The following is a 24961-nucleotide window of genomic DNA, read 5'->3' on the forward strand; positions in this document are numbered from 1 at the left end:
TTACGGGGAGGTAGTGAGTGTTGGCAAACGCATTGGATCTTTTAAAGGAAAGGGGATTCTTCAAGCAAGTTACCCATGAGGATGAGCTCCGTAATGCGCTGGCATCCGGGGAAGTCACCGGCTATGTGGGTTTTGATCCGACGGCCGACAGCCTCCATGTCGGCCACTTGATGGGAATTATGGGCCTGGCCCATCTCCAAAGGGCGGGCCACCGTCCGATCGCGTTGGTAGGAGGCGGGACGGTTATGATCGGCGATCCGAGCGGCCGGACTGAACTGCGCCAGATGCTCTCCGTCGAAGTGATCAACCGGAATGCGGAGCGGATCAAAAAACAACTCAGCCACTACTTGGATTTCGAAAGCGGCCGGGCTTTACTGGTCAATAACGCCGACTGGATCCTTCCATTAAACTATATTGAGTTTCTGCGTGAGATCGGGTCCCAATTTTCGGTGAACCGGATGTTAACTGCCGAGTGCTTCCGGGCCCGCATGGAACGGGGACTCTCCTTTATCGAGTTTAACTACATGCTGTTGCAAGCTTACGACTTTCTGGTTTTGCACCGGAAATATGGTTGCATTTTGCAGATGGGCGGCGATGACCAATGGTCAAATATCCTGGCGGGGACCGACCTGATCCGGCGCTTGGAAGGGAAAGAGGCCTATGGTCTGACCTGGCCATTGTTGACAACGGCCAGCGGAAAGAAGATGGGCAAGACCGAAGCCGGTGCGGTCTGGCTGGATCCGGCCAAGACCACGCCCTTTGACTTTTATCAATACTGGCGGAACACCCACGACGATGATGTGGAACGCTTTTTAGCCTGCTTTACCTTCCTGCCGATGGATGAGGTGAGAAGGCTGGGGGCTTTGCGCGACAAAGAGATCAACGAAGCCAAAAAGATCCTGGCCTTTGAAGTAACCAAGCTGGCCCACGGGGAGGAAGAGGCCCGCAAAGCCCAAGAAACGGCCGAGCGTCTGTTTGCGGAAGGAGGCCAAGGCGGTGCGGCGGTGCCCGTCACCAAAGTGCAAAGGGCCGCCTACCCCGCTGGGATTCCCCTGCTCGACCTTTTGGTCCTGACGGGTTTGGTCCCATCGAAAAAGGAAGGCCGCCGTTTGATCGACCAAGGAGGTTTACAGCTTAACCAAAAACCCGTCACTGAAGTGGGCATGATAATTCAACCCCAGGATTACCAGGAGTCCGGCTTGCTTTTGCAAAAGGGAAAGAAAGTCTTCCATAAAGTGGAGTTTAATTAAGGGCCGCCCGGCCTTATTTTTTTTGGTGAACAAAAGGATGTTCCGACAGGATGTGGAATTAAAAAAGAAAGGAGGGATTACGCTAATGAGAAAAAGCCGGGGTGTTTTCTTTTTTTGTTTCGCGCTACTATTAATGGTCCTTTCCCCCCTTGCGGCGCAAGCCAACAGCGATCTCCTGAATTATCTGCCCCTTGGTGCCAATATTATCCAGTGTTTCGCCCTGGCCGAGTTTGATCCGGATCCGGATGGCGAGTACCTGGTGCTTTATACGCTGAAGGATAACTTTGCCCTCACATTGCTCGATTTGATTGACGGGCGTTACCAAGAGGTCTACTACGTGAACCTCGGGAAGGGGAGCAGCAAAACCGGTGGTAAGATGAAATTCGGTGACACCGGCTATTCTTACCGCATTCTTCATGTGGATGACTTGGATGGCGACGGGATCTTGGAGTTCTGGACCATCTTTCAACCGGAAGGCTCCTCCCATGCCGAGTTAACGATGCATAAATACAAGAATAACTGTTATATTGCGGTGTTTACCGCCCGGGGTCAGTATGATCTCCAGTTTATGGACTATGAAGGCCAGTTTGTCGTCCATGAGGTGAATTATCTCGGTGGAAACCCCAACAGTAATGTGCTGACGGTAACCAGCCGGGTGTGGGACCTGCGGGATCACCAATTAAAAGGCGGAACGGACGCCTATCAGATGACCCGGGAGGACTACCGTCATTTTTCCCGCTCCCGGCAGCGCCCGGTCCTCTTCGGGCCGGAGGCCAAAAAGGAGCGGACCACCATGTGCTGGGGCAAGGCCTTAAACAAACTGGCGGAGATTCCTTCCGGGGTGCGGGCGATCCTGCCTTTACTGCCCGGGAACGCCAACCTGCTCGAGTGGGAGGTGGAGCAAGCCCTGGATGATGATATCGATGAAGAATATGTCTTTACATATCTGGTTCCGTCGGCCAGCAGTCCCAGCAAAATTATGATCCAGGCCGCCATGGCCGACTGGGATTTTGAACGTTGCCGTTACCGGTTGGTGCCGCTGCCCTTTCAAGCTTACGGCCGGGCGCGCGACCAGGAAGGGTACTTGTACAAATCGCTCTATATTTTACCGGGTAAGGGCCTGAACCATCTGGCGTTTTTAGGTAACGGCCTGGAACTGCCCTCCTTAAAACTGACCATCTTGAACAATAACGGCCTCTATATGGAGGAAGCCGCCGTTTTTAATGCCAATTGGCATCTGCAGTTACTCGAGAAATATGAGAACCGGACCCTTAGCTATCAGGTGATCACCGCCGATTTGGATAAGGGAACGGGACTACTGAAGACAAAGGTCTATTCGGCCTACCCGGAAGGGGCCTACCATGAATTCGGGGCTTTTGCGCCCGCCGGGGAAGAAGTACTGACGACCAGGGGTTATAAAGAACGTTATTACCATATTGAAGAACCGGTCTGGTCGGCCGGCGGCTATGAATACCTGCTCTTTCAGACCTTCCACGAGAAGGTTGATCCTTTTGCCAATCGTTTGCCCGACGCCAATTTTTCCGGACCACTGGTCGATTATATTTTTAAATACTTGACGCCTTTCCGGATCCACCACTGGGTGGTGCGGGATCTGGACCGCGACGGGAAAGAAGAGGCTTTACTGTTAATGCGGACCGATGACAACCTCTGGGGGTGGCCCGAATACCGGGTCGGCCTTTTGCGGCAAGAGAATGGGTGGTTACAACTGCAAGAGCTTGGTCCGGCCTTTTCCAACCTGGGGGACGGGGAACCGGCCAGTGGCGTTTACCTCGCCGATATTTTGGAGGGCCGGGAGACGGAGATCATCTTTCTCCACCGGGAGTACGATCTGAAAACGAGGAGCCGTAAATTGCGGCTGGAGATCTACGCCAAACAAGGGCCGGCTTGGAAACGTGCCCACGAGATGGATCTGGTCTATGACGACCTGCTGCTGAGTTCGATCAATGGTGAACTTTGGCTCTATGGATTTGCGCGGGAAGGACAGAATAATGAAGAAGGAACCGTTTACGGGTTTGAATGGCGGAACGGACGGTTTAATTACCAACAAAGAAGTAATGTTCCCCGTTTCAGTGCCTTTTTGAATACGCTTTCCGCGCGGCGGACCGACTTTTTGCGCCCCGAATACATGGTCTTTCCTCCGGTGGCGGAGCAGCCGGCAGGAACCGACCAACCATAACCGCCGGCAGTTTTCGGCAGGGGCGTTTCGGGGACTGGAGGACTGAAGCGGTGGAACCGGAGGGGGGATCCTTCTGGCTTACCGGTTGGTCGGAGTTGGTTTATGGTTTGTTTTTCTTCTCGTCGTCCCGCGGCGGGAGTGGCGTGACTTATACCCAACCATCGTTTTCACGGCTTTACTGGCGACCATTACCGACCTGCTGGGGGTCACTCTCGGCCAATGGGAATACATCGGGCCGACGACCGGCGGTTTAAGTCTCTGGTCTGATTTGGGTATTGCCCCCCCACAAGGGGGGTTTGCCGTTTATTTGTCGAGACGGTATCCCCGTTGGGCTTGGTTGAACTGGTTCGTTTGGATTGGGGCCAATGCCGTGGGCGAATGGCTCTTTGTGCAGTGGGGCCTCATCCGTTATCACCAGTGGAATACTTTAAAAGCCAGCCTTTTCTATATTCCCTTCTTTGCCCTGATCTTTCTTCAGGAGCGGTGGTGGCGTACGGAGCAGGCCGCCAGTAAGGCGGCCGAGTCGGCCGTTGGGTCCGGCCCAAAGAGGATTTTTACCGGCCGGCGTGATTAGCAGAAAGAAGACGGGTAGAATGGAGAAGAGGGTCGATGAACGAGGAATACAGGGCGAGCAATCAACCGCAAGGCGAACCGGTGGCCGGGTGTTTGTACTTGGTCACCACCCCCATCGGTAATCTGGAGGATTTAACCCCCCGGGCGGCCCGGATCTTGAAAGAAGTGGATTTAATCGCCGCCGAGGATACCCGGCAGACCAGGAAACTCCTGGCTCACCTTGGTATTCAGCAGCGGATCGTCAGTTATTACCGGGAGAAGGAACAGGAAAGGGCGGCGCTGCTGCTGGAGTACCTGAAAAACGGGGCGCAGATTGCAGTGGTCAGTGATGCGGGGACGCCGGGGCTCTCCGATCCCGGCGCTGTTTTGGTGGCAAAAGCAGTGGCGTCCGGCATTCAGGTCGTCCCGGTGCCCGGAGTTTCGGCTTGCCTGGCGGCGCTGGTGGCTTCCGGTCTGCCCACCCACCGGTTTGTCTTCGAAGGTTTTTTGCCCCGGAAGCCAAAGGAGAAAAAAGCCCGTCTGGCCGCCCTGGCCGGTGAAGAACGGACCATTGTCCTTTATGAAGCTCCCCATCGTTTAACCGAAACCCTCGAGCTTCTTGCCCGGCAGCTTGGCCCGGAGCGGCCGGTGGTGATTGCCCGGGAATTAACGAAGAAATTTGAAGAATTCTGGCGGGGAACGCTGGCGGAGGCGGTCCGGGTCTGGTCGGCCCGGGATGTAAGAGGCGAATTTACGCTGGTGTTGGCGGGCCGTTCGCCGGAAGCCGAGGAGGAGCCGGAGGCGGCCGACTATGAGTGTTTATACCAGGAAATACAACAACGCTGCCGCGCCGGGGAGAAAGCCTCCGCCGTGATTCGCGAGATTGCCCAGCGGGACAATCTGTCCCGAAGCGACCTTTATCAGTACTACCAAAAAAGAAAAGGGGATTAACTCCCCCTTGTTTTCCGAAACAGTGAAGCCAACATCTGAATCGAAAGGATTATGGAAAAGGACAGATTAAGAGACGACTTTCATGGCATCCAAACAATCCTGGCAGATGTTTTTTTCCTTGAAATTTCGGACATTATCGGCATTTCCGCAAAAGATACAGGCTGGTTCATATTTCTTGAGGATAATTCTTTCCCCGTCGACGTAAATCTCTAAAGCATCTTTCTCTTCGATGCGAAGGGTGCGACGTAATTCGATGGGAATAACAACCCGGCCCAACTCATCTACCTTACGGACAATTCCGGTGGATTTCATCATGATCTATTCCTCCTTTTCCGATAAGATTCGACAATCAACTACAAGCTAATTGTACCTTATTTTCCAAACTAAGTCAATGGTGGGAATAATTAATTTGGGAATTTTTATCATAACGGCTTAAAACTTGACAAACCGGTTGACAATGGGTATTAATATATTAATAAACACTGGATAGCCTTAAAAAGCAATGAAGGGTAGGAGTAGTCTTCCTGAAGCGTAGACAGCGAGCCGGGATGGTGGGAGCCGGCCGGGGACGGAGGGACGAAGATGGACCCGGAGCAGTACACTGAAAGGGGAGCAGTCCGCCAGTAGGTGTACCGGTGGCGCCCGTTAACGCGCAAGGCCAGGGCTGGACCCTGTCCGCCAAGTCTCTGTTTTACAGAGAGAATTGGGGTGGTACCGCGGGAAATCCTCGCCCCCAAAGCATTGTCCTTTGGGTGGAGAGGTTTTTTTATTACCAAATTTTAAGGAGGAGTTCGGTATGGGGAAATTCTATGTGACAACACCAATTTACTATCCCAGTGACAATTTACATATTGGTCATGCCTACACAACGGTGGTCGCCGATGCGTTGGCCCGTTACCACCGGCTGCTGGGGGAGGATGTTTATTTCCTTACCGGCACCGATGAGCACGGGCAAAAGATCCAGCGCCGGGCGGAGGCGGCGGGTAAAACGCCACAGGCGTTTGTTGACGAGATTGTCGACAATATTAAATCTTTATGGAAATTACTGAAAATTAGCAACGATGATTTTATCCGGACAACCGAGCCCCGCCACACCGAAAAAGTGCAGCGCATCTTCCAACGGTTGTACGATCAAGGGGATATTTACAAAAGTGAGTACGAAGGCCTCTACTGTACACCGTGCGAAGCCTTTTGGCTGGAACGCCAGCTGGTGGACGGGAAATGTCCGGATTGCGGGCGCGAAGTGGAAAAAGTCCGTGAGGAAAGCTACTTTTTCCGCTTGTCAAAATATGCGGACCGCCTGATGGCCCACATTGAAGCGAATCCCGATTTCATCCAGCCGGTTTCGCGGAAAAACGAGATGATCAACAATTTTTTGCGGCCGGGCCTGGAAGATCTTTGTGTTTCGCGGACGACTTTTTCGTGGGGGATTCCCGTCCCCTTTGACCAAAAGCATGTGATCTACGTTTGGCTTGACGCCTTGACCAATTATATTACGGCTTTAGGTTACCCTGACGAGGCGGGGAAAGGCGGCCTTTTTGACCGGTTCTGGCCGGCCGACCTGCACCTGGTCGGGAAAGAGATTGTCCGCTTCCACACGATCATCTGGCCGATCATCTTGATGGCGTTGGGCTTGCCTTTACCGAAGCAGGTTTTTGGCCACGGCTGGCTGGTTTTGGACGGCGGGAAAATGTCCAAATCCAAGGGGAATGTGATCGATCCGGTGGTTTTGGTGGAGAAATACGGATTGGATGCGGTCCGGTATTTTCTTCTGCGGGAGGTGCCCTTTGGGGCGGACGGCGTCTATTCGGAAGAGGCGCTGGTCCTCCGGATTAATACAGATTTGGCTAACGACCTGGGGAATCTTTTGCACCGTACCCTCTCGATGGTGGAGAAGTTCGCCGGCGGAGTGGTTCCCGCGCCCGGGGGGTACGGACCATTGGAAGAAGCCTTGATCGCGGAGGCCAACCTGACTTTGGAAAAAGTCCAAAAACACATGGACAAACTGGAGGTCTCCGACGCTCTGGCCGCCATCTTTGCGCTGATTGGCCGGGCGAACAAGTATATTGACGAGGCGGCACCCTGGAGCTTGAATAAACAGGGTAACCGGGAGCGGCTGGGTACGGTCCTTTATACGATGGTCGAAGTGATCCGGTTGAGTGCGGTCCTGCTGACACCTTTCCTGGTGGAGACCCCGGCCCGGATCTTTGCCCAGTTGGGCCTGGATACGGACCCGACCGCCCAGGGGTTGGTGGCCGGAGGGAAATGGGGTCAGTACCCGGCCGGGACCAAAGTACGTAAAGGCGACCCGCTTTTCCCGCGGATCGAATGGGAAAAGGAGACCGGTGCGGAGAAGGAAAAACCGGCTCCCGCGCAACCGCAGGAAAAGGCGGCCCCGCCGGCGGCGGAACCGGAGCAGATTACCTATGAAGAGTTTGCCAAAATCCAATTGCGGGTGGCCAAGGTTCTGGCGGCGGAGAGGCTGGAAGGCACCGATAAACTGCTGCGTTTGCAGGTCCGGCTGGGGAGCGAAGAGCGGCAGATTGTGGCCGGGATCGCCAAGTATTACCAACCGGAGGAGTTGGTCGGTAAGGAGATTGTGGTCGTGGCCAACCTGAAACCGGCCAAACTGCGGGGGGTCCTCTCCCAGGGCATGCTCCTGGCGGCGAGTAATGGCGATCAGTTGGCCCTGGTTGTTCCCGAAAAGACGGTGGGGGACGGGGCGGAAGTCCGATGAGACTCTTCGACACCCACTGTCACTTGAACGACGAAGCTTATCAAGGCGATTTGACCGCCGTTTTAGAGCGGGCGCGCCGCGCGGGGGTAGCCCGGATGCTGGTGGTTGGGTACGACCTGCCCTCTTCCCGCCGGGCCTTGGCTTTGGCCGAGGCCGAAGAGGGGATTTACGCTGCGGTCGGGATTCATCCGCATGAGGCGGCGGCCGTCACCGCCGCCGACCTTGACCGTTTGGAAGAGATGATGGCCCACCCGAAAGTCGTTGCCCTTGGGGAAATCGGCCTTGATTACCATTATGAGAATTCACCCCGCCGGGCGCAACAGGAAGCTCTCCGGGCCCAGCTGGCCTTGGCGCGGAAGGCCGGAAAACCGGTGGTGATTCACGGGCGGGAAGCCCACGCCGATTTGGTGGCGGCCCTGAAAGCGGAGGGCGGCTGTTACCAGGGTGTAATGCATTGTTATTCCGGGAGCAAAGAAGCAGCCCGCGATTATTTAGAGATGAATCTCCATATCTCGGTGGCCGGGCCGGTGACTTTTAAGAATGCCCGGAAACTGCTGGAAGTGGTGCCGGCTCTGCCTCCGGATCGTTTGTTGATCGAAACCGATGCGCCCTATTTGGCCCCCCACCCCTGGCGGGGACGGCGGAACGAGCCGGCCTACCTGTTGGCGGTAGCCGAACGCGTTGCCGAGCTCTTGGGGATGACGGCGGAGGCGGTGGCGGATCTGACCTGGAACAACGGCGCGGCCTGTTTCGGGCTGACACCCTAAACAATTCAACGGAGAAGGAAACACCGTTTGGTTCCGGCGGATAAATGCGGGCAAAGACAAAATAGTAATGAGGAACGAGCGACTGATTGGGGAGGCACAGGGATGGGTAATATTTTTGCGTATTCAATCGAAGACCGTCTTTATCTAAATATCACCAACCGGTGTCCGAACCGTTGTGTTTTTTGTATTCGCCATAATGAGCGGGGGGTCGGGTACGACCTGTGGCTGGACCGGGAACCGTCGGTGGAGGAGGTCCTGGCGGCGGCCGGTGATGTCTCGGCCTACCGGGAAGTTGTTTTCTGTGGGTACGGCGAGCCTCTACTCCGGTGGGAGGTGGTGGTCGGGGTCGCCCGCGCCTTGAAAGAACGTTTCGGGGTACCGATCCGGATTAACACCAATGGTTTGGCCGAGGCGGTGCTGGGACAGCCGATCCTGCCCCATCTGGCCGGCTTGGTGGATGTCATTTCGATTAGTTTAAATGCGGCCGATGCGGCCATGTACGATCGTTTATGCCATTCCGAACTGGGGCCGGAGGCCTATCCGGCTTTGCTCCGTTTTATCCGGGACAGTAAGTTGTATATCCCGCGGGTCATCGTGTCGGTGGTAGCGATCCCGAATTTTGATCCGGAACCCGCCAGGCGGCTCGCCCGCGAGCTCGGGGTGGAACTGCGGATTCGCCCCTACCAAACCGAATAGCTGATTAATCTTTCCGCATATTTCCAGCAGGAGACGGTTGAACGCAGAAGGAATTGTTTAGAAACAGAACCAGCTTTGGGTTCTCCTTGGGCTGGGCTTTTTGTGCGACAAAAAGCCTTTGGGAGGAGTGATCATTTTGCAAGTGCGGAAGGTGTGGGCGCCCGGGTGGCGGTTGCCCTTGCGGTCCGGAACTTATTGGGTAAACATCCTGGCGGGACTGGCCTTTTTCCTTTTGCTGTTTTATGCGTGGCGGCTGCAGACGATCGCGGTGACCGTGGACGGTGTGCAGGTTAAGCTGACGACGACGGCACCGACGGTCGAGGCGGCGCTGGCCAAAGCCGGTGTGGTTGTCCGTTCCGGTGATGAGGTCTCCCCCGGTTTAGGGACAAGGGTGCGGGAAGGGATGACCATTACGATTCGGCGCGGAGTGGATTTCGTGATTGAGGCTGATGGACAAGCAATCGAGGTCCGGATGCCCCCGGTAACGGTGGCCGAGGCCCTCCAGCGGACCGGGATCAGCCTGGGGACGGCGGACCGTCTTTCTTTGCCCGCCGACGCCCAGGTCTGGGCAGGCCTACGTTTAAAGGTGACGCGGGTGACCACGGAGCGTGTGACCATTGAATCAAAGTTCACGCCGAAGGTGACCTATGTTAACGATGCGAATCTGGATAAGGGGAAACAGCGGGTTGTTAACCCCGGCGAACCCGGGATTCTGGCACGGGAGTACACGGTGGTTTATGAGGACGGGCAAGAGGTCTCCCGGCAGCTGGTCGGGGAACGGGTGGAAAAACCGGCGGTGCAGAAAGTGATTGCCCGGGGAACCCGCCCGGTGATCCGGACGGCGAACGTCGCCGGGGGAAAGACGATCCGTTATACTGATGTGTTCATCATGGAAGCAACGGCCTATGAACCGGGGCCTCAATCGTGCGGGATCTATGCCGACGGTTATACATACACGGGGAAAAAGGCAACTTACGGGATTGCGGCGGTTGACCCGAAGGTGATTCCGCTTGGGACCAAACTCTATATCGAAGGGTACGGGTTTGCCGCGGCTGAAGATATCGGAAGCGACATTAAAGGGAACCGGATCGATGTTTGTTATGATACCGTCCGCGAGGCGTTGCTGTGGGGGCGCAAGCGCGTGAAAGTTTATATTCTGGCTCCGTAAAGTGCCCGGATGATGAAAGTTGGGGAAAAAACCGGTTTTTTCCGGTTAAGGAAGAGGAATAGGTTGCCTTTCGTCGAACCATTGAATACGGAGGGAAAGCGAGGGGAAGGAGCGGTCTTTTGATGAATCTGGACAGGGTGTTGATAGCCGAGAGCGATCCGCACCTGGCTGAATTAATGGTGATTCGGCTTTCGAATGCCGGTTATCAGCTGGCCACGTGTACCCAGGGGAATGAGGTATTGACGAAGGCCCTTGATTTTAAACCGGGCGTGGTGATTGTCGACCAGTATTTGACGGATAAGGACGGATTGGAAGTCTGTTATGAATTGAGATTACATTCGGCCACCCGCAACATCGGGATTATCCTTTTGACGCAAGAGGAGATTAACCTGGCCGACCTGGTCGGGCTGGGGGTACGGATTGACACGCAGTTAATCAAGCCATTTAAACCCAAGGATATTTTGACGGAAGTAAATACCCTGATGGCCGAGCGACGGGCCACCACGAAGAACTCGCTGACCGGCTTTCCCGGCTGGGATGCCATACGGCGGGAGATCGCGGAACGAATAACGGCGGGCGTTGATTGCGATCTGCTCTTTATTGATATCAATAATTTCCGGATCTACAATCAATGCTACGGCTTCAGCGCCGGCGATGAGGCCCTGCGTTTATTGTGCCGGCTGCTCCTGGAAGTAACCGATGAACTGGATTCACCGGATATTTTTATTTCCCATATTCATGGCGATGATTTTGCGGTGATGCTGCCGGTGGGGACCGGCGAGCAGGTCGGGCGCGCTTTGATTGACCGTTTTGACCAGGAGGTTCTCCAGCTTTACCTGGAGGACGACCGGGAACGGGGCGGGATGTATCTGCAAAGGCCTGACGGCCGTCTTGAACAGTGGCCTTTGATGTCGCTGTCGGTCGCGCTGATCAACGGCATCATTGATAAATACCGGCATCCTTTGGAAACCAAGACCGTTGGGGAAGAGTTGCTCAAACGGCTGAAGGTAAGGCCCGGCAGTAATTTGTTGCGGGATCGGTCAAGCAATTCTCCGGCTTAAGGGGACCTGGCGGCGTTTTCGTGCTTAATTCCACTACTCCTTGTTACCCCCGCCGGGGTCACTTCATATGCTTGATTGATAAAACAGGGAAGGATGGTCCTTCCCTGTAGAAATAATAAATGAGGCATAATAAAAAACGGAAAGGGATTCCTCTTTACCAGGTAAGGTGGTAGAAAATTACGGAAGAGAAGCGACTGAATTTAACTTCTCCCCGCCAAGTCCAGCAGTTGATGGCCAAGTACCAGGTGGTGCCGAAAAAAGGATTAGGCCAAAATTTCTTGGCGGATGCCAATATTCTCCGTAAAATTGTAGACGCGGCGGAACTTACTGTCGCGGATGTGGTTTTGGAGATTGGGACCGGGGTTGGTGCCCTGACGACCGCTTTAGCCCAGGCGGCCGGGCGGGTAATTACGGTGGAGACCGACCGCACGCTCGCGCCGCTCCTGGCGGAAGTCCTGGCCGGGCGGGACAATGTGCAGCTGGTTTTTGGTGATATATTAAAGTATGACCCCGCCGCTTTACTGCCGTCGCCGGTGACCGCCCCGAAAGTGGTGGCGAATTTGCCCTATTATATAACCACCCCGATCATCTTCCACCTCCTCGAAGCCGGCGTCCCGTGGCAACGCCTGGTTTTTCTGGTGCAAAAGGAAGTGGCCGACCGGATGGTTTCGCCGCCCGGCAACAAGGTATACGGTGCCCTTTCGGTGATGATCCAGTCGTATTGCCATGTTGAGTTGGCCGGGGTCGTGCCGCCGACGGTCTTTATCCCGAGGCCGAAGGTCCATTCGGCGATTGTTAAACTGACTCCGCGTCCGCGGGAGTTTTCCCCCGCCACCGCACGTTGTTTCTCCCTCCTGGTGCGGACGGTTTTTTCCTCGCGCCGTAAAAATCTTTATAATTCATTGCGCGGGATTTTTTCCCAGTTGGGAGGAGAAGCAAACGTGATGGAAGCCTTACGGGCCCTGGGGCTTGATCCCCAGCAAAGGGGAGAGACCCTTTCGCCGGCGGAGTTTTATGCATTAGCCGATCTTTGTGGGAAGAACTTGAAAGGTCTGCCCCAGACTTAGCCTTTTGAACGAAGAGAGGATGAAGATGAACTTTATCAGCCCGAGCAAAGGACGACTCAGTTTCAACCAGATGTTCCGGGATCTCCTCGCGTTCATTAACGAGCATCCCGATGATACCTACAAGATGATCGTCGGAACCGATTCCCAGGAGCGGCAGGACGTTTATTATGTGACGGCGGTCGTGATCTTGCGGGAAGGGAAAGGCGGACGTTTTTATTACGCCAAGGAGAAGCAGAAGGGTCAGCTCTCGATGAAGCAGCGGATCTTTTTGGAGGCTGCCCGCAGTTTGGAAGTGGCTTCCCGTCTGGCCGCGAAGTTTATGGCGGTGGGCAAAACCGATTTTAATATCGAGATCCACCTCGACGTGGGGCAACAAGGCCGAACCAAGGAGATCATCAGGGAAGTGGTGGGGATGGTGACCGGCAGCGGGTTTGACGCGCGAATTAAACCCGACTCCTACGGTGCGACCAAGGTGGCGGATAAGTTCACAAAATAATCGTGATTGACACTTTTGTGCACTTTTGTTATACTCAAGGCGAACAAATGTTTGGAGGAGGCAAAAAGATGGCCGTAGATGAGAAACAGAAAGCATTGGAGGTGGCGATCCTCCAGATCGAAAAACAGTTTGGGAAAGGTTCGATCATGAGGATGGGGGAAGCGGACACCAAGATGAACATAGATGTGATTCCAACCGGGGCGATTACTTTAGACTTGGCGCTGGGAGTGGGGGGGATTCCCCGCGGCCGGGTGATTGAGATTTACGGACCCGAATCCTCAGGAAAAACCACCGTGGCCTTGCATATGGTGGCCGAAGCACAAAAACTGGGCGGGATTGCCGCTTTCATCGATGCGGAGCACGCGCTGGATCCATTATACGCGCGGAAGCTGGGCGTGGATATTGACAACCTTCTGATTTCCCAACCGGATACGGGAGAGCAGGCGCTGGAGATCGCCGAGGCGCTGGTCCGGAGCGGCGCTATCGATGTGGTCGTGATCGACTCGGTGGCGGCGTTGACGCCCCGGGCCGAGATCGAGGGGGAAATGGGCGATTCCCATGTGGGTTTACAAGCGCGGCTGATGTCCCAGGCTTTGCGGAAATTAACCGGTGCGATCAGTAAGTCGCAGGCAGTGGCGATCTTTATCAACCAAATCCGGGAGAAGGTCGGGGTGATGTTCGGCAACCCGGAGGTGACCCCGGGGGGGCGGGCTTTAAAGTTTTACGCCACCATCCGGTTGGAAGTGCGACGCGTTGAGACCCTGAAACAAGGGAGCGATTTTATCGGGAACCGGACCCGGGTCAAGGTGGTCAAAAACAAGGTGGCGCCGCCGTTTAAAGAAGCGGAGTTTGATATCGTCTATGGGGAAGGGATCTCGAAGGTCGGTTGTATTCTTGATTTGGCCGTCGAAAAGGATATTGTTAACAAGAGTGGCGCGTGGTTCTCTTATGGGGAGACCCGTTTGGGGCAGGGACGGGAAAATGCCATTGCCTTTCTGAAGCAGAATCCGGAGCTTTTGGACCGGGTGGAGACCGAGATTTATGAAAAGTGTGGCTTGAAGCGGCCGGTGAAAAAAGGGGATGAAGCCCTAAAGGAAGGGGAGGCGAAGGCGAGCCGTCCGGCCAAGGCTGAGCAAAAATGAATGCGAAAGAACCGGCGCTCAGTTACGCCTTGACCCTGCTTGGAAGGCGTGATTATTCCACCTGGGAGATGGAGCGTAAACTGGAAGGTAAAGGTTACCGGCGGGAAGAGATCATGACGGCGGTGACGCGCTTACGCGAATGGAATTATCTTGATGATGGGATTTATCTTCGGCGACAGATCGACAAGTACCTGGCGGCGAAGAAAAGCCGGTCCTATATCCGTCAACGGCTGTGCCTGGCCGGACTGGACCCGCAGCTGGTCGAGGAGGGGCTTGATCTTTACTATCCCCCCGCCAAGGAACGGGAAAATGTCCGGTTCTGGTGGGAAAAGTGCTTTGGGGATGCGGATTTTTCCCCGCAGGACAAACGGGCGATCATCCGGTGGGCCCGGCGCATGTATGCCGCCGGTTTCCCGGCTGAAGAAATCCGCCCTTACTTTGACTATGATAAGGAGTCTTGACAGCTTTTTTCAAAAAAGATAGAATTAAAGCTGGAGGAGAACACCAAGAAGCCGAGTTCTTACTCGGCTTCATTTAGTATTGAGTTTGTTAAAAAAAGGAGGTGTTGGGGATCGAATTTTGGTTGATCGCATTACTGATTCTTCTGGGTATAGCCGGCGGTATTGTTGTGGAAAAGGTCAGAACCGCGATGAATTTAAGGTCGGCCGAAGAAACCGCCAATATGATATTGCAAGAAGCCGAACGGGAAGCGGAAGCAAAAAAACGGGAATCCATTCTGGAAGCGAAAGAAGAAGCCCTTCGGATTAAAAATGATTTAGACCGCGAGATCCGGGAACGACGTAATGAGATCCAGCGGTGGGAGAAACGGATCGAACAAAAAGAAGCCAATATCGACCGCAAGCTCGAAGCGCTGGAGAAAAAAGAGGACAATCTCAACAAGAAAGAAAGTGAGTTGGATAAGCTCAAGGCGGAACTGCATGAGTTGAAACAAAAGGAACGCGAAGAACTGGAGAAGATCTCCGGTTTAACCGTCGAGGAAGCAAAGGAGTTCCTCTTTTCTGAACTGAAAAAGGAACTGGCGCAGGAGATGGCGGTCCGAGTCCGGGAGTTTGAAGCGAAGATTAAGGAAGAGGCCGATCGGAAGGCCCGGGATATAATCGCCACGGCGATTCAGCGCTACGCCGCCGATCATGTGGCCGAAACCACGGTGTCGGTGGTGGTGTTGCCGAATGATGAGATGAAGGGCCGGATCATCGGCCGGGAAGGTCGGAATATCCGGGCGCTTGAGACCTTGACCGGGATTGATCTCATTATCGACGATACTCCCGAGGCGGTGATTCTTTCAGGTTTTGACCCCGTGCGGCGTGAGATCGCACGGCTTGCCTTAGAACGTTTAATTGCCGATGGCCGGATCCATCCGGCACGCATCGAAGAGATGGTGGAAAAAGCCCGGAAAGAAGTGGAGACGGTCATCAAAGAAGAAGGGGAACAAGCCGCGATTGAGGTTGGGATTCCCAATCTCCACCCAGAGTTGATTCGGTTGTTGGGACGGTTGAAATACCGGACCAGTTACGGGCAGAATGTCTTGAAACATTCGATTGAGGTTGCGCATTTAGCCGGCATGATTGCGGCAGAGCTGGGGGCCGATGTCAATGTAGCCAAACGGGCTGGACTCCTCCATGACATTGGAAAGGCCATAGATCATGAGGTGGAAGGGCCTCATGTTACGATTGGTGCTGATCTTGCGAAAAAGTTCCGCGAATCGGCGGCGGTCATCCACGCGATTGCCGCCCACCACGGTGATATAGAACCGAACACTGTCGAAGCCGTTTTGGTGCAGGCGGCGGATGCGATTTCCGCGGCCCGGCCAGGGGCCAGGCGCGAGACGCTGGAGAGCTACATCAAACGGTTGGAGCGCTTGGAGAAGATTGCCGACTCGTTTGATGGCGTGGAAAAAGCCTATGCCATCCAGGCCGGACGGGAAATCAGGATTATGGTCAAACCGGAAAAAGTGGATGATGCGGCGGCGGCCTTTATCTCGCGGGAAGTGGCCAAGAAAATTGAGTCCGAGTTGGAATATCCCGGACAGATTAAAGTCGTCGTGATTCGGGAGATTAGAGCAGTCGATTATGCAAAATAAAGGCAGTAAGCCACTTCAGTGGCTTACTTGCCTTTTGATTACCATGAGAGGAATAGTGGGAAAATGAAGGGTGTATTTAGTCGGGACGGCGAAACCTTCACCAGCTCGATGAGTTTGATCGTTTCTTTACTGATCCGTTACCCGGAGATTGCCACCTTGAAATTGAACCCCGCTGACTCTAGTCTGATTTTCAGTTTTATTCTTCGGCATAAGTTTTCGGCCGAAGAAAAACAGGCGTTTCGGGAAGAATTAAAGATGAGCCTGGAAACCCTGGCTCTTTTGGACCAAATCGAACCGGAGTTTATTGAGCTGACCTTCAAGCGGCAGGGTGCGCTGACTTTTTTGGAGATTAAACGGGATATCGCTTCCTTTTCCCCTGATGAACTCTCTTTAACCATTAAAATCATTAACGACCGCTATGGCAATAAAGTGGTTAAAGAAGACGAGGGCGAGGCCGGGGAGGAAGATCTGCTTTTCCAGGAAGAGATGATCGCGCACATGCTGGAAGAGTTGAAGGAAGTACCGCAGAAAAAAGAGCTGACGGGGATTCGTGAAGAAGGCCGCGTCTTGATTTTTAATCACTCGGACCCCCCCTAAATACGGGGGGGGGATTTATTCAAGGGGGATCTGAATTTTGAAGATTATCTTTTTGGGGGACATTGTCGGTCGGCCGGGGCGGGAGCTGGTGAAGACATTGCTTCCGGAGTTGATTCAGCAATACGCTCCGGATTTAACGGTGGCGAACGGGGAGAACGCCGCCGGGGGGTTTGGGCTGACGTTGGAGGTAGCCGACGAGCTTTTTCATAGCGGCGTGGACGTGATTACTCTGGGTAACCATACCTGGAAGCACCGGGAGATCGACCAAGTCCTCGACCGATATAAACAAGTGTTGCGTCCCGCCAATTACCCGCCGGAGACCCCGGGCGAAAGTGCCGGTTTGTTTGTGGCCAAAAACGGGTATCCGGTGGGGGTTCTTAGTCTAATGGGGCAGGTTTATTTGGAGCCAACGCTGGATTGCCCTTTCCGGGTGGCGAAGGAGCAGATCAGTCTGCTCAAAGAAAAAACCCCTTATGTGTTGGTGGATTTTCATGCCGAAGCCACTTCGGAAAAGATCGCCCTTGCGCACTACCTTGACGGGTTGGTTTCGGCCGTCGTCGGAACCCATACCCATGTGGCGACCGCCGATGAACGGATCCTGCCCGGTGGGACCGGCTACATTACCGATGTTGGGATGTGCGGGCCAACCGATTCAGTTTTGGGCGTCAAGAAGGAATTGGCGATTCAAAAGTTTATCACCAAACGACCGGTGAAGTTCGAAATTGCAAAAGGACCCGTCGAACTTAACGGGGTCTATCTTGAACTGGATGAACAAGGGCGGACCAAGCGAATTGACAGAATTAATTACCGGAAAAATTTAAAATAAGTGATAAAATTAAAAGGAATTTATTGGTCGGCATAAAATATAATAGATGTAGTTAAGAAAGTCGACATGGTTTAGGAGGGGAATAAAGCAATGGAAGTATTAAAGGTTTCGGCAAAATCGAACCCAAATTCGGTGGCCGGAGCATTGGCTGGAGTATTACGGGAGAAAGGTGCAGCGGAAATCCAGGCGATTGGGGCCGGTGCTCTAAATCAGGCCGTGAAAGCCGTCGCCATTGCCCGTGGTTTCGTGGCACCCAGTGGGATTGATTTGATTTGTATTCCCGCGTTTACGGACATAATGATTGAAGGACAAGAACGAACAGCCATTAAGCTAATCATTGAACCGCGTTAGTTCTTTTCCACGGCTCAGATCGGGACCTATAAATTATTATAGGTTCTTTTTTTTGTTTATATTGAGGAAAGGGAAGATCAAGGAAAGATGAGGAGTGAATTTGGACCGATCCTTGACGGGCATGCCGATACCCTGGTCCGGATTATGGAGGATGGTGGCAGCTTGGGGCATGCCCCCCACCTCCAGCTTGATATACCCCGTTTAAAAAAAGCCGGGGTTTGGTTGCAGGTGCTAGCGGTCTGTGCCGGCGAGCGGCCGGCGGCCTATGCTTGGGCCAAAACTGTCATTACCAGGTGGCGTCAGGAGTATCACCGTTGGCGGGAGGAGCTTATCTGGATCCGGTCGCGGGGCGATTTTGAGGCGTGGCACGGCGGAAAGAAGATCGGAGTGATCCTGGCCCTGGAAGGACTGGAGCCATTGGAAGGCGAGCTTTCCCGGCTGGAAGAGTTTTATGAAGCAGGGGTACGGATGTTCTCGCTGACCTGGAACGGGGCCAACCCTTTTGCCTGCGGGGTGGGAGTGCCGGAGGATAGAGGCCTGACCCCGTTAGGCAAGGCGGTGGTCAGGATGGCGGAGGAACGGGGGATGATTTTGGACCTTTCGCATCTGGGCCGGAAAAGCTTTATAGATCTGATTGATCTGGCCCGGCAGCCGGTCTGTGTTTCCCACGCGAATGTGGACCCGGTCCATGCCCACCGGCGGAACTTAACCGCGGAACAGATTCGCTTGGTGGCAGCGACCGGGGGAACCGTGGGGCTTACCTTTTACCCCCCTTTTATCGGTGCAGGCGCCGTCGGCAGTGCCGACCTCATCCCCCATCTGGAAGCCTTGCTTGAGATTGGAGGTATGGATTGCCCGGCCCTGGGCAGTGATTTTGACGGGATTGATTGCACGCCGACCGATCTGCCCGATGTGAGCAGTCTCCCCGTTTTTCTGCACGGGTTGGCGGCGGCCGGGTACGGACGGGAGATCATCAGAAAAGTGGCCGGGGGTAACTTCTACCGGTTTCTCAGGGATAAATTTGCGGTAACCAACTGAAAAAGGTGTTAAAAAGCCCAGAACACCTATCCTCTACCGGTTTTTACTTAGAGGAGTAACGGGAAAACAACCGAAGATCTAGGGTAATTGTCGCGGGCAAGCAACGTAAAATACCACCAAACCGGTGAAGCAACATCGTAGGACCATAGCATTGCAGTAAAGACCAAAGCACGAGATGTAGTTTATTTGCAGAAGGAGTGGCTGAACATGTCGAAGCAAGCAGTTGCCGTTCGTCTTCGTCCGTTGGAAAAGGAAGACCTTTCCCGGTTGGTCCGGTGGAACAGTGACCCGGAAGTGGAAAGCTTGGTCGGTCTGGGTTTACCATGTGATCTGGCCGGGTGTATCGCCTGGTGGGAGGAGAGCAGGCGAAGCACGAACACCCGGCTTTTTGCGCTTGAGGATGAAAAGGGGCAGTTGATCGGCGATCTGGAACTGGCCCATATTTGCTGGCGCGGGCGTGAGGCGGAGCTCCGGATCCGGATCGGGGAGAAAGCCTATTGGAATAAGGGTTACGGTACTCTGGCGCTCAAGCAGATTAAGCGCTACGCCTTTGACGAACTGGGCCTTGACCGGCTGTACCTCCGGGTTTATACCTTCAACTCCCGCGCGATTCACTGCTACCAAAAGCTGGGGTTTAAAAAGAAGGCGATTTTGAAGCGTCCGCAAGACCGGGACTGGAAAGATATCTATCTGATGACGATGGAAAACACGACCCGAAAGAAGGAAGGTAGACATAAAGTTTTGCCTATACAAGCAGGAAATGGTAAAAGTGTGTAGAAAAGAACTGGAGAGAGGAGGGGTGTGTTTGGCAGAAGAACGCATTCGGGTTGTGCTCGCTGACAACAACCGAGAGCTCTGCAAAGTGTTGGCCGAACATATTGGAATCCAAGACGATATGGAGCTGGTGGGGATCGCCTATGACGGTTTACAGGCTATTGAACTGATTCAAGCCCAAAAGCCCGATGTTTTGATTTTGGACATTACCATGCCTTATTTGGACGGGATTGGCGTCATGGAGCGTTTGGCGGAGATGAGCGATGCACCGCAAGTGATTGTGTTGACCGCTTTTGAGCAGGAGTCGATGGTCCAGCGGTTAATTGCAATGGGAGCGGTCTATTATATGGTTAAACCTTTTGACACCCTAACGCTCTTGGAACGGATCCGCCAATTCGGCCGTAACCAAGAGGACTTTGTGAAGGAAAACCGGAATTTTTATAGCCCGATGCCGACACCGGCGAAGAATATTTCCCGCCAGCAACTGGAGTTGGAAGTAACAAAGGTCTTTCACGAAATGGGGGTCCCGGCCCATTTCCGCGGTTATGCTTATCTGCGGGATGCCATCATCATGGCCATTCAGGAGGAGGATATTCTCGGTAATATCACCAAAAACCTCTACCCGCGGATTGCGGAGAAATACAACTCGACGGCCAGCGGGGTTGAGTCGGCAATTCGGCATACAATTGAGATCGGTTGGGAACGGGGAAATTGCGAGTCGTTCAAGAAAATGTTTGGAACCGATCACTACCAGTCGGATAAAGCACGCTTCCCGACGGCGGCCTCTTTCATTGCCAAAGTAGCGGACCGGATTCGGCTCCAATTACAGATAACCAGTTAAGACAATAGATTGCTATATACATAGATTATTCTACAAAGCGCCCGTAAGGGGTGGTTCACCCCCTACGGGCTTTTTAAATTCCGCCCGGCGCGGGTATAATTTAGGAGGAAAAGATTGCCGCAAAGCGGAAAAGGAAAGTGTTGTGTTTTGCACCAATGTGGAATGGGGGGACCGCGTTGCAGATTATCGGCTTAAACCTTGAAGAATTGGAAGATTTGGTGGTCAAGCTTGGTGAACCCCGTTACCGGGCTAAGCAAATATTGGATTGGGTATATAAAAAGGGGATTGATGATTTTGGGCAGATGAGTAATTTGCCCGCACTTTTTCGCCAACGCCTTCAAGACCGGGGTCTGGTCGTCAGTACCATCACCGTGGCGGGCGCGGTAGAAGCGGGCGATGGAACTAAAAAGTATTTATTTCGTTTAACAGATGGCTGCGGGGTGGAAGCGGTTTATATCCCGGAGGAAAAAAGAAAGACGGTCTGTTTTTCGACGCAAGTCGGGTGTCCGGTTGGTTGTACCTTTTGTGCCACCGGCCAGCAGGGGTTTAAACGGAACTTGACGGCGGGCGAGATCGTTGACCAGGTTAGGAAGATCGGGTTGGATAAAAAAACCCGGATCTCCAATGCCGTGGCGATGGGCCAGGGGGAGCCTTTGGCCAACTACGCGGCGACTTTAAAGGCCCTCCGTCTCTTAAATGCAGAGTACGGTCTCCAGATGGCGGCCCGGCATCTGACCGTCTCCACCAGCGGGGTGGTCCCGGCGATTTACCGGTTGGCTGACGAGCAGCTCCAGATTAATCTGGCCTTATCTCTCCATGCAACCACCGATCAGTTGCGTTCAGCACTGATCCCCTTGAACCGGACCTATCCTTTGGCTCAAGTTATCCAGGCTTGCCGGGATTATGCCGCCAAGACCAAACGCCGGGTTACCCTGGAGTATATTATGCTGGACGGGGTGAACGACGGAGAGGCCGACCTGGTGCGGCTGGCGGAGCTGGCGGCGGGGTGGCTTTGCCACGTGAATCTCATTCCGTATAACCCGGTACCGGGCGCTTCTTACCGGCCATCGCCGCCGTGGGTCTGCCAACGCTTTCTCGGTTATTTGCAGGAGCACGGGGTGGCCGCCAGTATCCGGCAGGAGCGTGGGGCAGAGGTTAACGCGGCCTGTGGCCAATTGCGTCAACATCTAAAAATGTAACTTATTTTTAATAGGAGATGTGTTATAATGAAGTTTAATAAATGGGTTTTACCTTGGGCGAAACGAACAGGGAAAGCTGAACAAAATATGGAAACCAAGGAAGATGACACCAAAGTCTTCGCCCGGATCAAGCGAGCGAATGCCGCCCAACCCGCCATGGCTTTAGTGGTGGTCGCCGGGCCCGACTGTGGACGGGAGTTTCTTCTTGCGCCCATGAACGTGAAGATTGGACGTCAGGCCCAGAATCATATCCGCTTAAAAGACGCCAAGGTCTCGCGTGAACATGCTGTTTTACAATACCAGGCCAAAAAAAAAGACTTTTCTGCTTAAGGATTTGGGAAGTACCAACGGGACATTTTATAATGACTGCCGCATTAGTAGTACCTTGATTGCGCCCGGCGGGGAGATCAGGATGGGGGAGACCGTCCTGAAAGTGGTGGCGCTTGGACAAAAGGATTTTCCGGAGTCAGTTGGAGCAGGATCAGGCTAAGCGCGGAAGGGAAGTAGCGAGGTGGGTAAAGTGAAGGTCGGAATGGCTTCCCATGTTGGTAAGGTCAGAGCAAATAATGAGGACAGCATTGGCTGGAAGGGAACGCTTCTGGTCTTGGCCGATGGCATGGGTGGCCATCGGGCGGGTGAAGTGGCCAGTGCGCTGGTGGTGGAAAAAGTATTGGCTTTGGACACGACCACACCGGATTTTAAAACGGCGCTCACGACCACGTTGAACCTGGCGAATCAGGCTTTATTGAATTACGCCGATGAACACCAGGAATGCAAGGGGATGGGGACGACGGTGGTTGTGGTTCAGGTGGGAGCGGACCAGATTAAGGTGGCACACATCGGCGATAGCCGGGCTTACCTTTGGCGGGCCGGTCAGTGCACCCAACTGACCAGTGACCATTCCCTGGTGGCGGAGCTTGTCCGCAATGGTGGGATCACGGAGGAAGAAGCCAAAAACCATCCGCAACGGAATATCTTGACCCGCGCCCTGGGAACCGCCGGGCCCGTTGAGCCCGAATACCGGGAGTTCGCGGTGCAGGCCGGAGACCGCCTGCTCTTGTGTTCCGACGGGCTTACGGTGATGCTCTCCAACGCTGAAATCTGTGAATATCTCGGCGGGGACGCTTCGCCCCAGGAGGTGGCCGACCGCCTGGTGGCCGCGGCCAATGAGCGGGGCGGGATCGATAACATCTCGGCCATTGTTGCTTTTCTCTAAAGGTCTTGGTTGGAGGGCAGGAATTTGGTTTGTGCATGGAGAAAAACCTAGAGGGGAAAATCTGAGTCGCTACTCAATTTACCCAGCATCGTAGTGATGCACTTTGTTACATCGTTCACATAATCAGAGCTGGTACGGGACTGCTTCGGATGTTGACAACTACTTATTACTGGGGTTTTTCGGCCCATTGAGGTGAATTGATTGATCGGACGTCTTCTGGGCAATCGATATAGAATTATGGAATTGATCGGCGAAGGGGGAATGGCCTTAGTTTATAAGGCCGAATGTACCCTGCTGCAACGGGTGGTGGCCATCAAAATTCTACGGGAACAGTTCTCGGCGGACCGGGAGTTTGTCGAGCGGTTTCGCCGGGAAGCGCAGGCGGCGGCCAGTCTATCCCATTCCAATGTGGTTAATATTTTCGATGTGGGCCAGGATGGCGACATCCATTATATTGTAATGGAATATATTGCCGGTCGCAATTTGAAGGAGTTAATCCGCGAGGAAGCACCTTTTTCTTTAAACCGGGCCTTAAGAATTGCTTTGCAGATCAGTGAAGCTTTGCGCCACGCCCATGAGCACAACATAGTCCACCGGGACATTAAACCCCATAATATTTTGATCACGGAGGATGGTTTGGTTAAGGTCACCGACTTCGGGATTGCGCGGGCCGTGACGGCGAGCGGGTTCACGCAAACGGGAGTCGTCATGGGGTCGGTGCAGTATTTCTCGCCCGAACAGGCAAAAGGGCTTCCGGTTGGCCCCCAGTCGGACCTGTACTCATTGGGCTGTGTCCTTTACGAGATGCTCACCGGGGAAGTGCCGTTTACGGGGGAAAGCCCGATCGCGATCGCCCTTAAACATCTGCAGGAGGAGCCACCCTTGCTCGACCGGCTGGCGGCAAAGTACCCGAAAAGTGTGGTTGATTTACTAAAACGCGCTCTGGCGAAAGATTTGGACCGGCGCTACCCTTCTGCTCTGGTCTTGAGTAAGGACATCCAGGAAATTCTCGGTTTGAAGCCCGACGAAATGGATTTCGAAGATTATCCGACCCAGATCCTTGATTTTACGCTCGAGCACGAAGTGGTGGCTGAAGAGAACGAAGCTCCGAAAGGGAGAAGGAGTTTTAAACAGTCTTTGCAGACCTTTGGTGTTGTTCTTGTCTCGCTCATGATTGCGCTGGGCCTGGCTGGAGTGGGTTATCTGTACCTGATTCCGCCCCGGGCGGAAGTGGCGGTCCCCAATTTCGTCGGTTTTGAGTTCAGCGTGGCCGAGCGTCTTGCCCATGAGAATGGGTTAAAGTTAAATGTGGTCAAACGAGAACCGGATGATACGGTACAACCGGACGGCGTCCTTTCGCAGGTGCCCAAGGCGGGGATGATTGTCCGGCGCGGGCGCGTGATTGATGTGGTCTTGAGTTCCGGGATCGAGACGGTATTGGTTCCGGATTTGACCGGGAAAACTTTGACGGAGGCCGAAATCCTGCTGGACCAAGCGGGGCTGAAGAGAGGCGATGTTTACGCCGAGAGTAACCGGAATGTGCCGAAAGACCGGATTGTCAGGCAGAAACCGGCCCCCAACACCAAGATCCAAAAAGGGGCGTCCGTTGACATTTACCGGAGTTTGGGGCCGGAATACGTGGAGGTGCCGAATTTTATCGGGTCTTCACTGGTTAAAGTCCAGTCCGAACTGGCCAGTTTAGGTTTGGTCTTTAATGATGCCGTGGTCTACAAGACCAGTCCCTACCCGCGCGGGAATATTTTGGACCAAAGCCCCTTACCGGGCGAGGTTGTGCCGTTGAATACAGAGATGCGATTTACGGTCAGTTCCGGTCCGGCCGGGTTTAATTCGGAGCCGGCCGAAGCGGAGCCCATCAATGAGGAGCCCATCAATCACGAGTAGTTATTTGCACCAAGCTAGGTTACAGGAGGAGT

The 24961-nt window shown here is 54.0% G+C and carries 24 protein-coding genes, 1 pseudogene and 1 other annotated feature; of the genes and pseudogenes, 24 read left to right on the plus strand and 1 reads right to left on the minus strand.

Features of this window, described 5'->3' with window-relative positions:
- The first annotated feature begins 17 nt into the window (after nt 1–17).
- From tyrS to rsmI, 4 genes are all read left to right on the plus strand, one after another.
- Entirely contained in the window at nt 18–1250 is a 1233-nt protein-coding gene (tyrS, locus tag G5B42_RS00385; protein ID WP_407926890.1) for a tyrosine--tRNA ligase, read from the plus strand.
- 85 nt (nt 1251–1335) lie between these two features.
- Nucleotides 1336–3447 carry a hypothetical protein gene (locus tag G5B42_RS00390; RefSeq protein WP_181338460.1) on the plus strand — a complete coding sequence of 704 codons (2112 nt, stop codon included), beginning with the start codon at nt 1336–1338 and terminating at the stop codon, nt 3445–3447.
- An 85-nt stretch (nt 3448–3532) separates the two neighbouring features.
- Nucleotides 3533–4021 (plus strand): CBO0543 family protein, encoded by a 489-nt coding sequence (locus G5B42_RS00395; protein ID WP_181338461.1) that lies wholly within the window; start codon nt 3533–3535, stop codon nt 4019–4021.
- 35 nt (nt 4022–4056) lie between these two features.
- A complete protein-coding gene (gene rsmI, locus G5B42_RS00400; RefSeq protein WP_181338462.1) occupies nt 4057–4950 on the plus strand; it encodes a 16S rRNA (cytidine(1402)-2'-O)-methyltransferase in 894 nt (297 codons plus the stop codon).
- A 66-nt stretch (nt 4951–5016) separates the two neighbouring features.
- Here rsmI and G5B42_RS00405 read toward each other — a convergent pair whose 3' ends face one another.
- Complete coding sequence (locus tag G5B42_RS00405) at nt 5017–5268, minus strand: AbrB/MazE/SpoVT family DNA-binding domain-containing protein (RefSeq protein WP_331273999.1); 252 nt, start codon at nt 5266–5268, stop codon at nt 5017–5019.
- A 175-nt stretch (nt 5269–5443) separates the two neighbouring features.
- Nucleotides 5444–5688 (plus strand) — a binding site (T-box leader).
- Between the two features lie 58 nt (nt 5689–5746).
- Between G5B42_RS00405 and metG the strand changes: the two genes are divergently transcribed.
- The 20 genes and pseudogenes from metG (at nt 5747) to pknB (ending at nt 24929) form a co-directional block, all read left to right on the plus strand.
- Entirely contained in the window at nt 5747–7687 is a 1941-nt protein-coding gene (metG, locus tag G5B42_RS00410; protein WP_181338463.1) for a methionine--tRNA ligase, read from the plus strand.
- Complete coding sequence (locus G5B42_RS00415) at nt 7684–8454, plus strand: TatD family hydrolase (RefSeq protein ID WP_181338464.1); 771 nt, start codon at nt 7684–7686, stop codon at nt 8452–8454. Before metG ends, G5B42_RS00415 begins: the two co-directional genes overlap by 4 nt.
- Before the next feature lie 102 nt (nt 8455–8556).
- A complete protein-coding gene (locus G5B42_RS00420; protein WP_181338465.1) occupies nt 8557–9150 on the plus strand; it encodes a TatD family nuclease-associated radical SAM protein in 594 nt (197 codons plus the stop codon).
- A 127-nt stretch (nt 9151–9277) separates the two neighbouring features.
- Nucleotides 9278–10318 carry a ubiquitin-like domain-containing protein gene (locus G5B42_RS12040; protein ID WP_331273992.1) on the plus strand — a complete coding sequence of 347 codons (1041 nt, stop codon included), beginning with the start codon at nt 9278–9280 and terminating at the stop codon, nt 10316–10318.
- A 122-nt stretch (nt 10319–10440) separates the two neighbouring features.
- Nucleotides 10441–11379: a response regulator gene (locus G5B42_RS00430; RefSeq protein WP_181338467.1), complete on the plus strand. Its 939-nt coding sequence runs from the start codon at nt 10441–10443 to the stop codon at nt 11377–11379.
- A gap of 230 nt (nt 11380–11609) precedes the next feature.
- Nucleotides 11610–12446, plus strand: a complete 837-nt coding sequence (gene rsmA / locus G5B42_RS00435; protein WP_181338468.1) for a 16S rRNA (adenine(1518)-N(6)/adenine(1519)-N(6))-dimethyltransferase RsmA — start codon at nt 11610–11612, stop codon at nt 12444–12446.
- 25 nt (nt 12447–12471) lie between these two features.
- The gene (locus tag G5B42_RS00440; RefSeq protein ID WP_181338549.1) at nt 12472–12942 is read left to right on the plus strand and encodes a ribonuclease H-like YkuK family protein; all 471 of its coding nucleotides are present in this window, start codon (nt 12472–12474) and stop codon (nt 12940–12942) included.
- 68 nt (nt 12943–13010) lie between these two features.
- Complete coding sequence (gene recA / locus G5B42_RS00445) at nt 13011–14084, plus strand: recombinase RecA (protein WP_181338469.1); 1074 nt, start codon at nt 13011–13013, stop codon at nt 14082–14084.
- Entirely contained in the window at nt 14081–14545 is a 465-nt protein-coding gene (locus tag G5B42_RS00450; protein ID WP_181338470.1) for a regulatory protein RecX, read from the plus strand. Before recA ends, G5B42_RS00450 begins: the two co-directional genes overlap by 4 nt.
- Before the next feature lie 110 nt (nt 14546–14655).
- Entirely contained in the window at nt 14656–16185 is a 1530-nt protein-coding gene (gene rny / locus G5B42_RS00455; protein ID WP_181338550.1) for a ribonuclease Y, read from the plus strand.
- A gap of 63 nt (nt 16186–16248) precedes the next feature.
- Nucleotides 16249–16782 (plus strand): hypothetical protein, encoded by a 534-nt coding sequence (locus G5B42_RS00460; protein ID WP_181338471.1) that lies wholly within the window; start codon nt 16249–16251, stop codon nt 16780–16782.
- Between the two features lie 37 nt (nt 16783–16819).
- Entirely contained in the window at nt 16820–17608 is a 789-nt protein-coding gene (locus G5B42_RS00465; RefSeq protein WP_181338472.1) for a TIGR00282 family metallophosphoesterase, read from the plus strand.
- Between the two features lie 90 nt (nt 17609–17698).
- Nucleotides 17699–17959 carry a stage V sporulation protein S gene (locus G5B42_RS00470; protein ID WP_181338473.1) on the plus strand — a complete coding sequence of 87 codons (261 nt, stop codon included), beginning with the start codon at nt 17699–17701 and terminating at the stop codon, nt 17957–17959.
- A gap of 87 nt (nt 17960–18046) precedes the next feature.
- Entirely contained in the window at nt 18047–18997 is a 951-nt protein-coding gene (locus G5B42_RS00475; protein ID WP_181338474.1) for a dipeptidase, read from the plus strand.
- Nucleotides 18998–19204: 207 nt separating this feature from the next.
- Nucleotides 19205–19774, plus strand: a complete 570-nt coding sequence (locus G5B42_RS00480; protein ID WP_181338475.1) for a GNAT family N-acetyltransferase — start codon at nt 19205–19207, stop codon at nt 19772–19774.
- Between the two features lie 22 nt (nt 19775–19796).
- Nucleotides 19797–20612 carry a sporulation transcription factor Spo0A gene (gene spo0A, locus G5B42_RS00485; RefSeq protein ID WP_331273993.1) on the plus strand — a complete coding sequence of 272 codons (816 nt, stop codon included), beginning with the start codon at nt 19797–19799 and terminating at the stop codon, nt 20610–20612.
- A 155-nt stretch (nt 20613–20767) separates the two neighbouring features.
- The gene (gene rlmN, locus G5B42_RS00490; protein WP_231133095.1) at nt 20768–21811 is read left to right on the plus strand and encodes a 23S rRNA (adenine(2503)-C(2))-methyltransferase RlmN; all 1044 of its coding nucleotides are present in this window, start codon (nt 20768–20770) and stop codon (nt 21809–21811) included.
- A gap of 213 nt (nt 21812–22024) precedes the next feature.
- Nucleotides 22025–22301: pseudogene (locus G5B42_RS12315) on the plus strand (FHA domain-containing protein).
- 21 nt (nt 22302–22322) lie between these two features.
- Nucleotides 22323–23027 carry a Stp1/IreP family PP2C-type Ser/Thr phosphatase gene (locus tag G5B42_RS00505; protein WP_331273994.1) on the plus strand — a complete coding sequence of 235 codons (705 nt, stop codon included), beginning with the start codon at nt 22323–22325 and terminating at the stop codon, nt 23025–23027.
- 201 nt (nt 23028–23228) lie between these two features.
- Entirely contained in the window at nt 23229–24929 is a 1701-nt protein-coding gene (gene pknB, locus G5B42_RS00510) for a Stk1 family PASTA domain-containing Ser/Thr kinase (RefSeq protein ID WP_181338480.1), read from the plus strand.
- Nucleotides 24930–24961: the final 32 nt, after the last annotated feature.

The sequence above is a fragment of the Capillibacterium thermochitinicola genome, from assembly GCF_013664685.1.
Taxonomy (GTDB): domain Bacteria; phylum Bacillota; class UBA4882; order UBA10575; family UBA10575; genus Capillibacterium; species Capillibacterium thermochitinicola.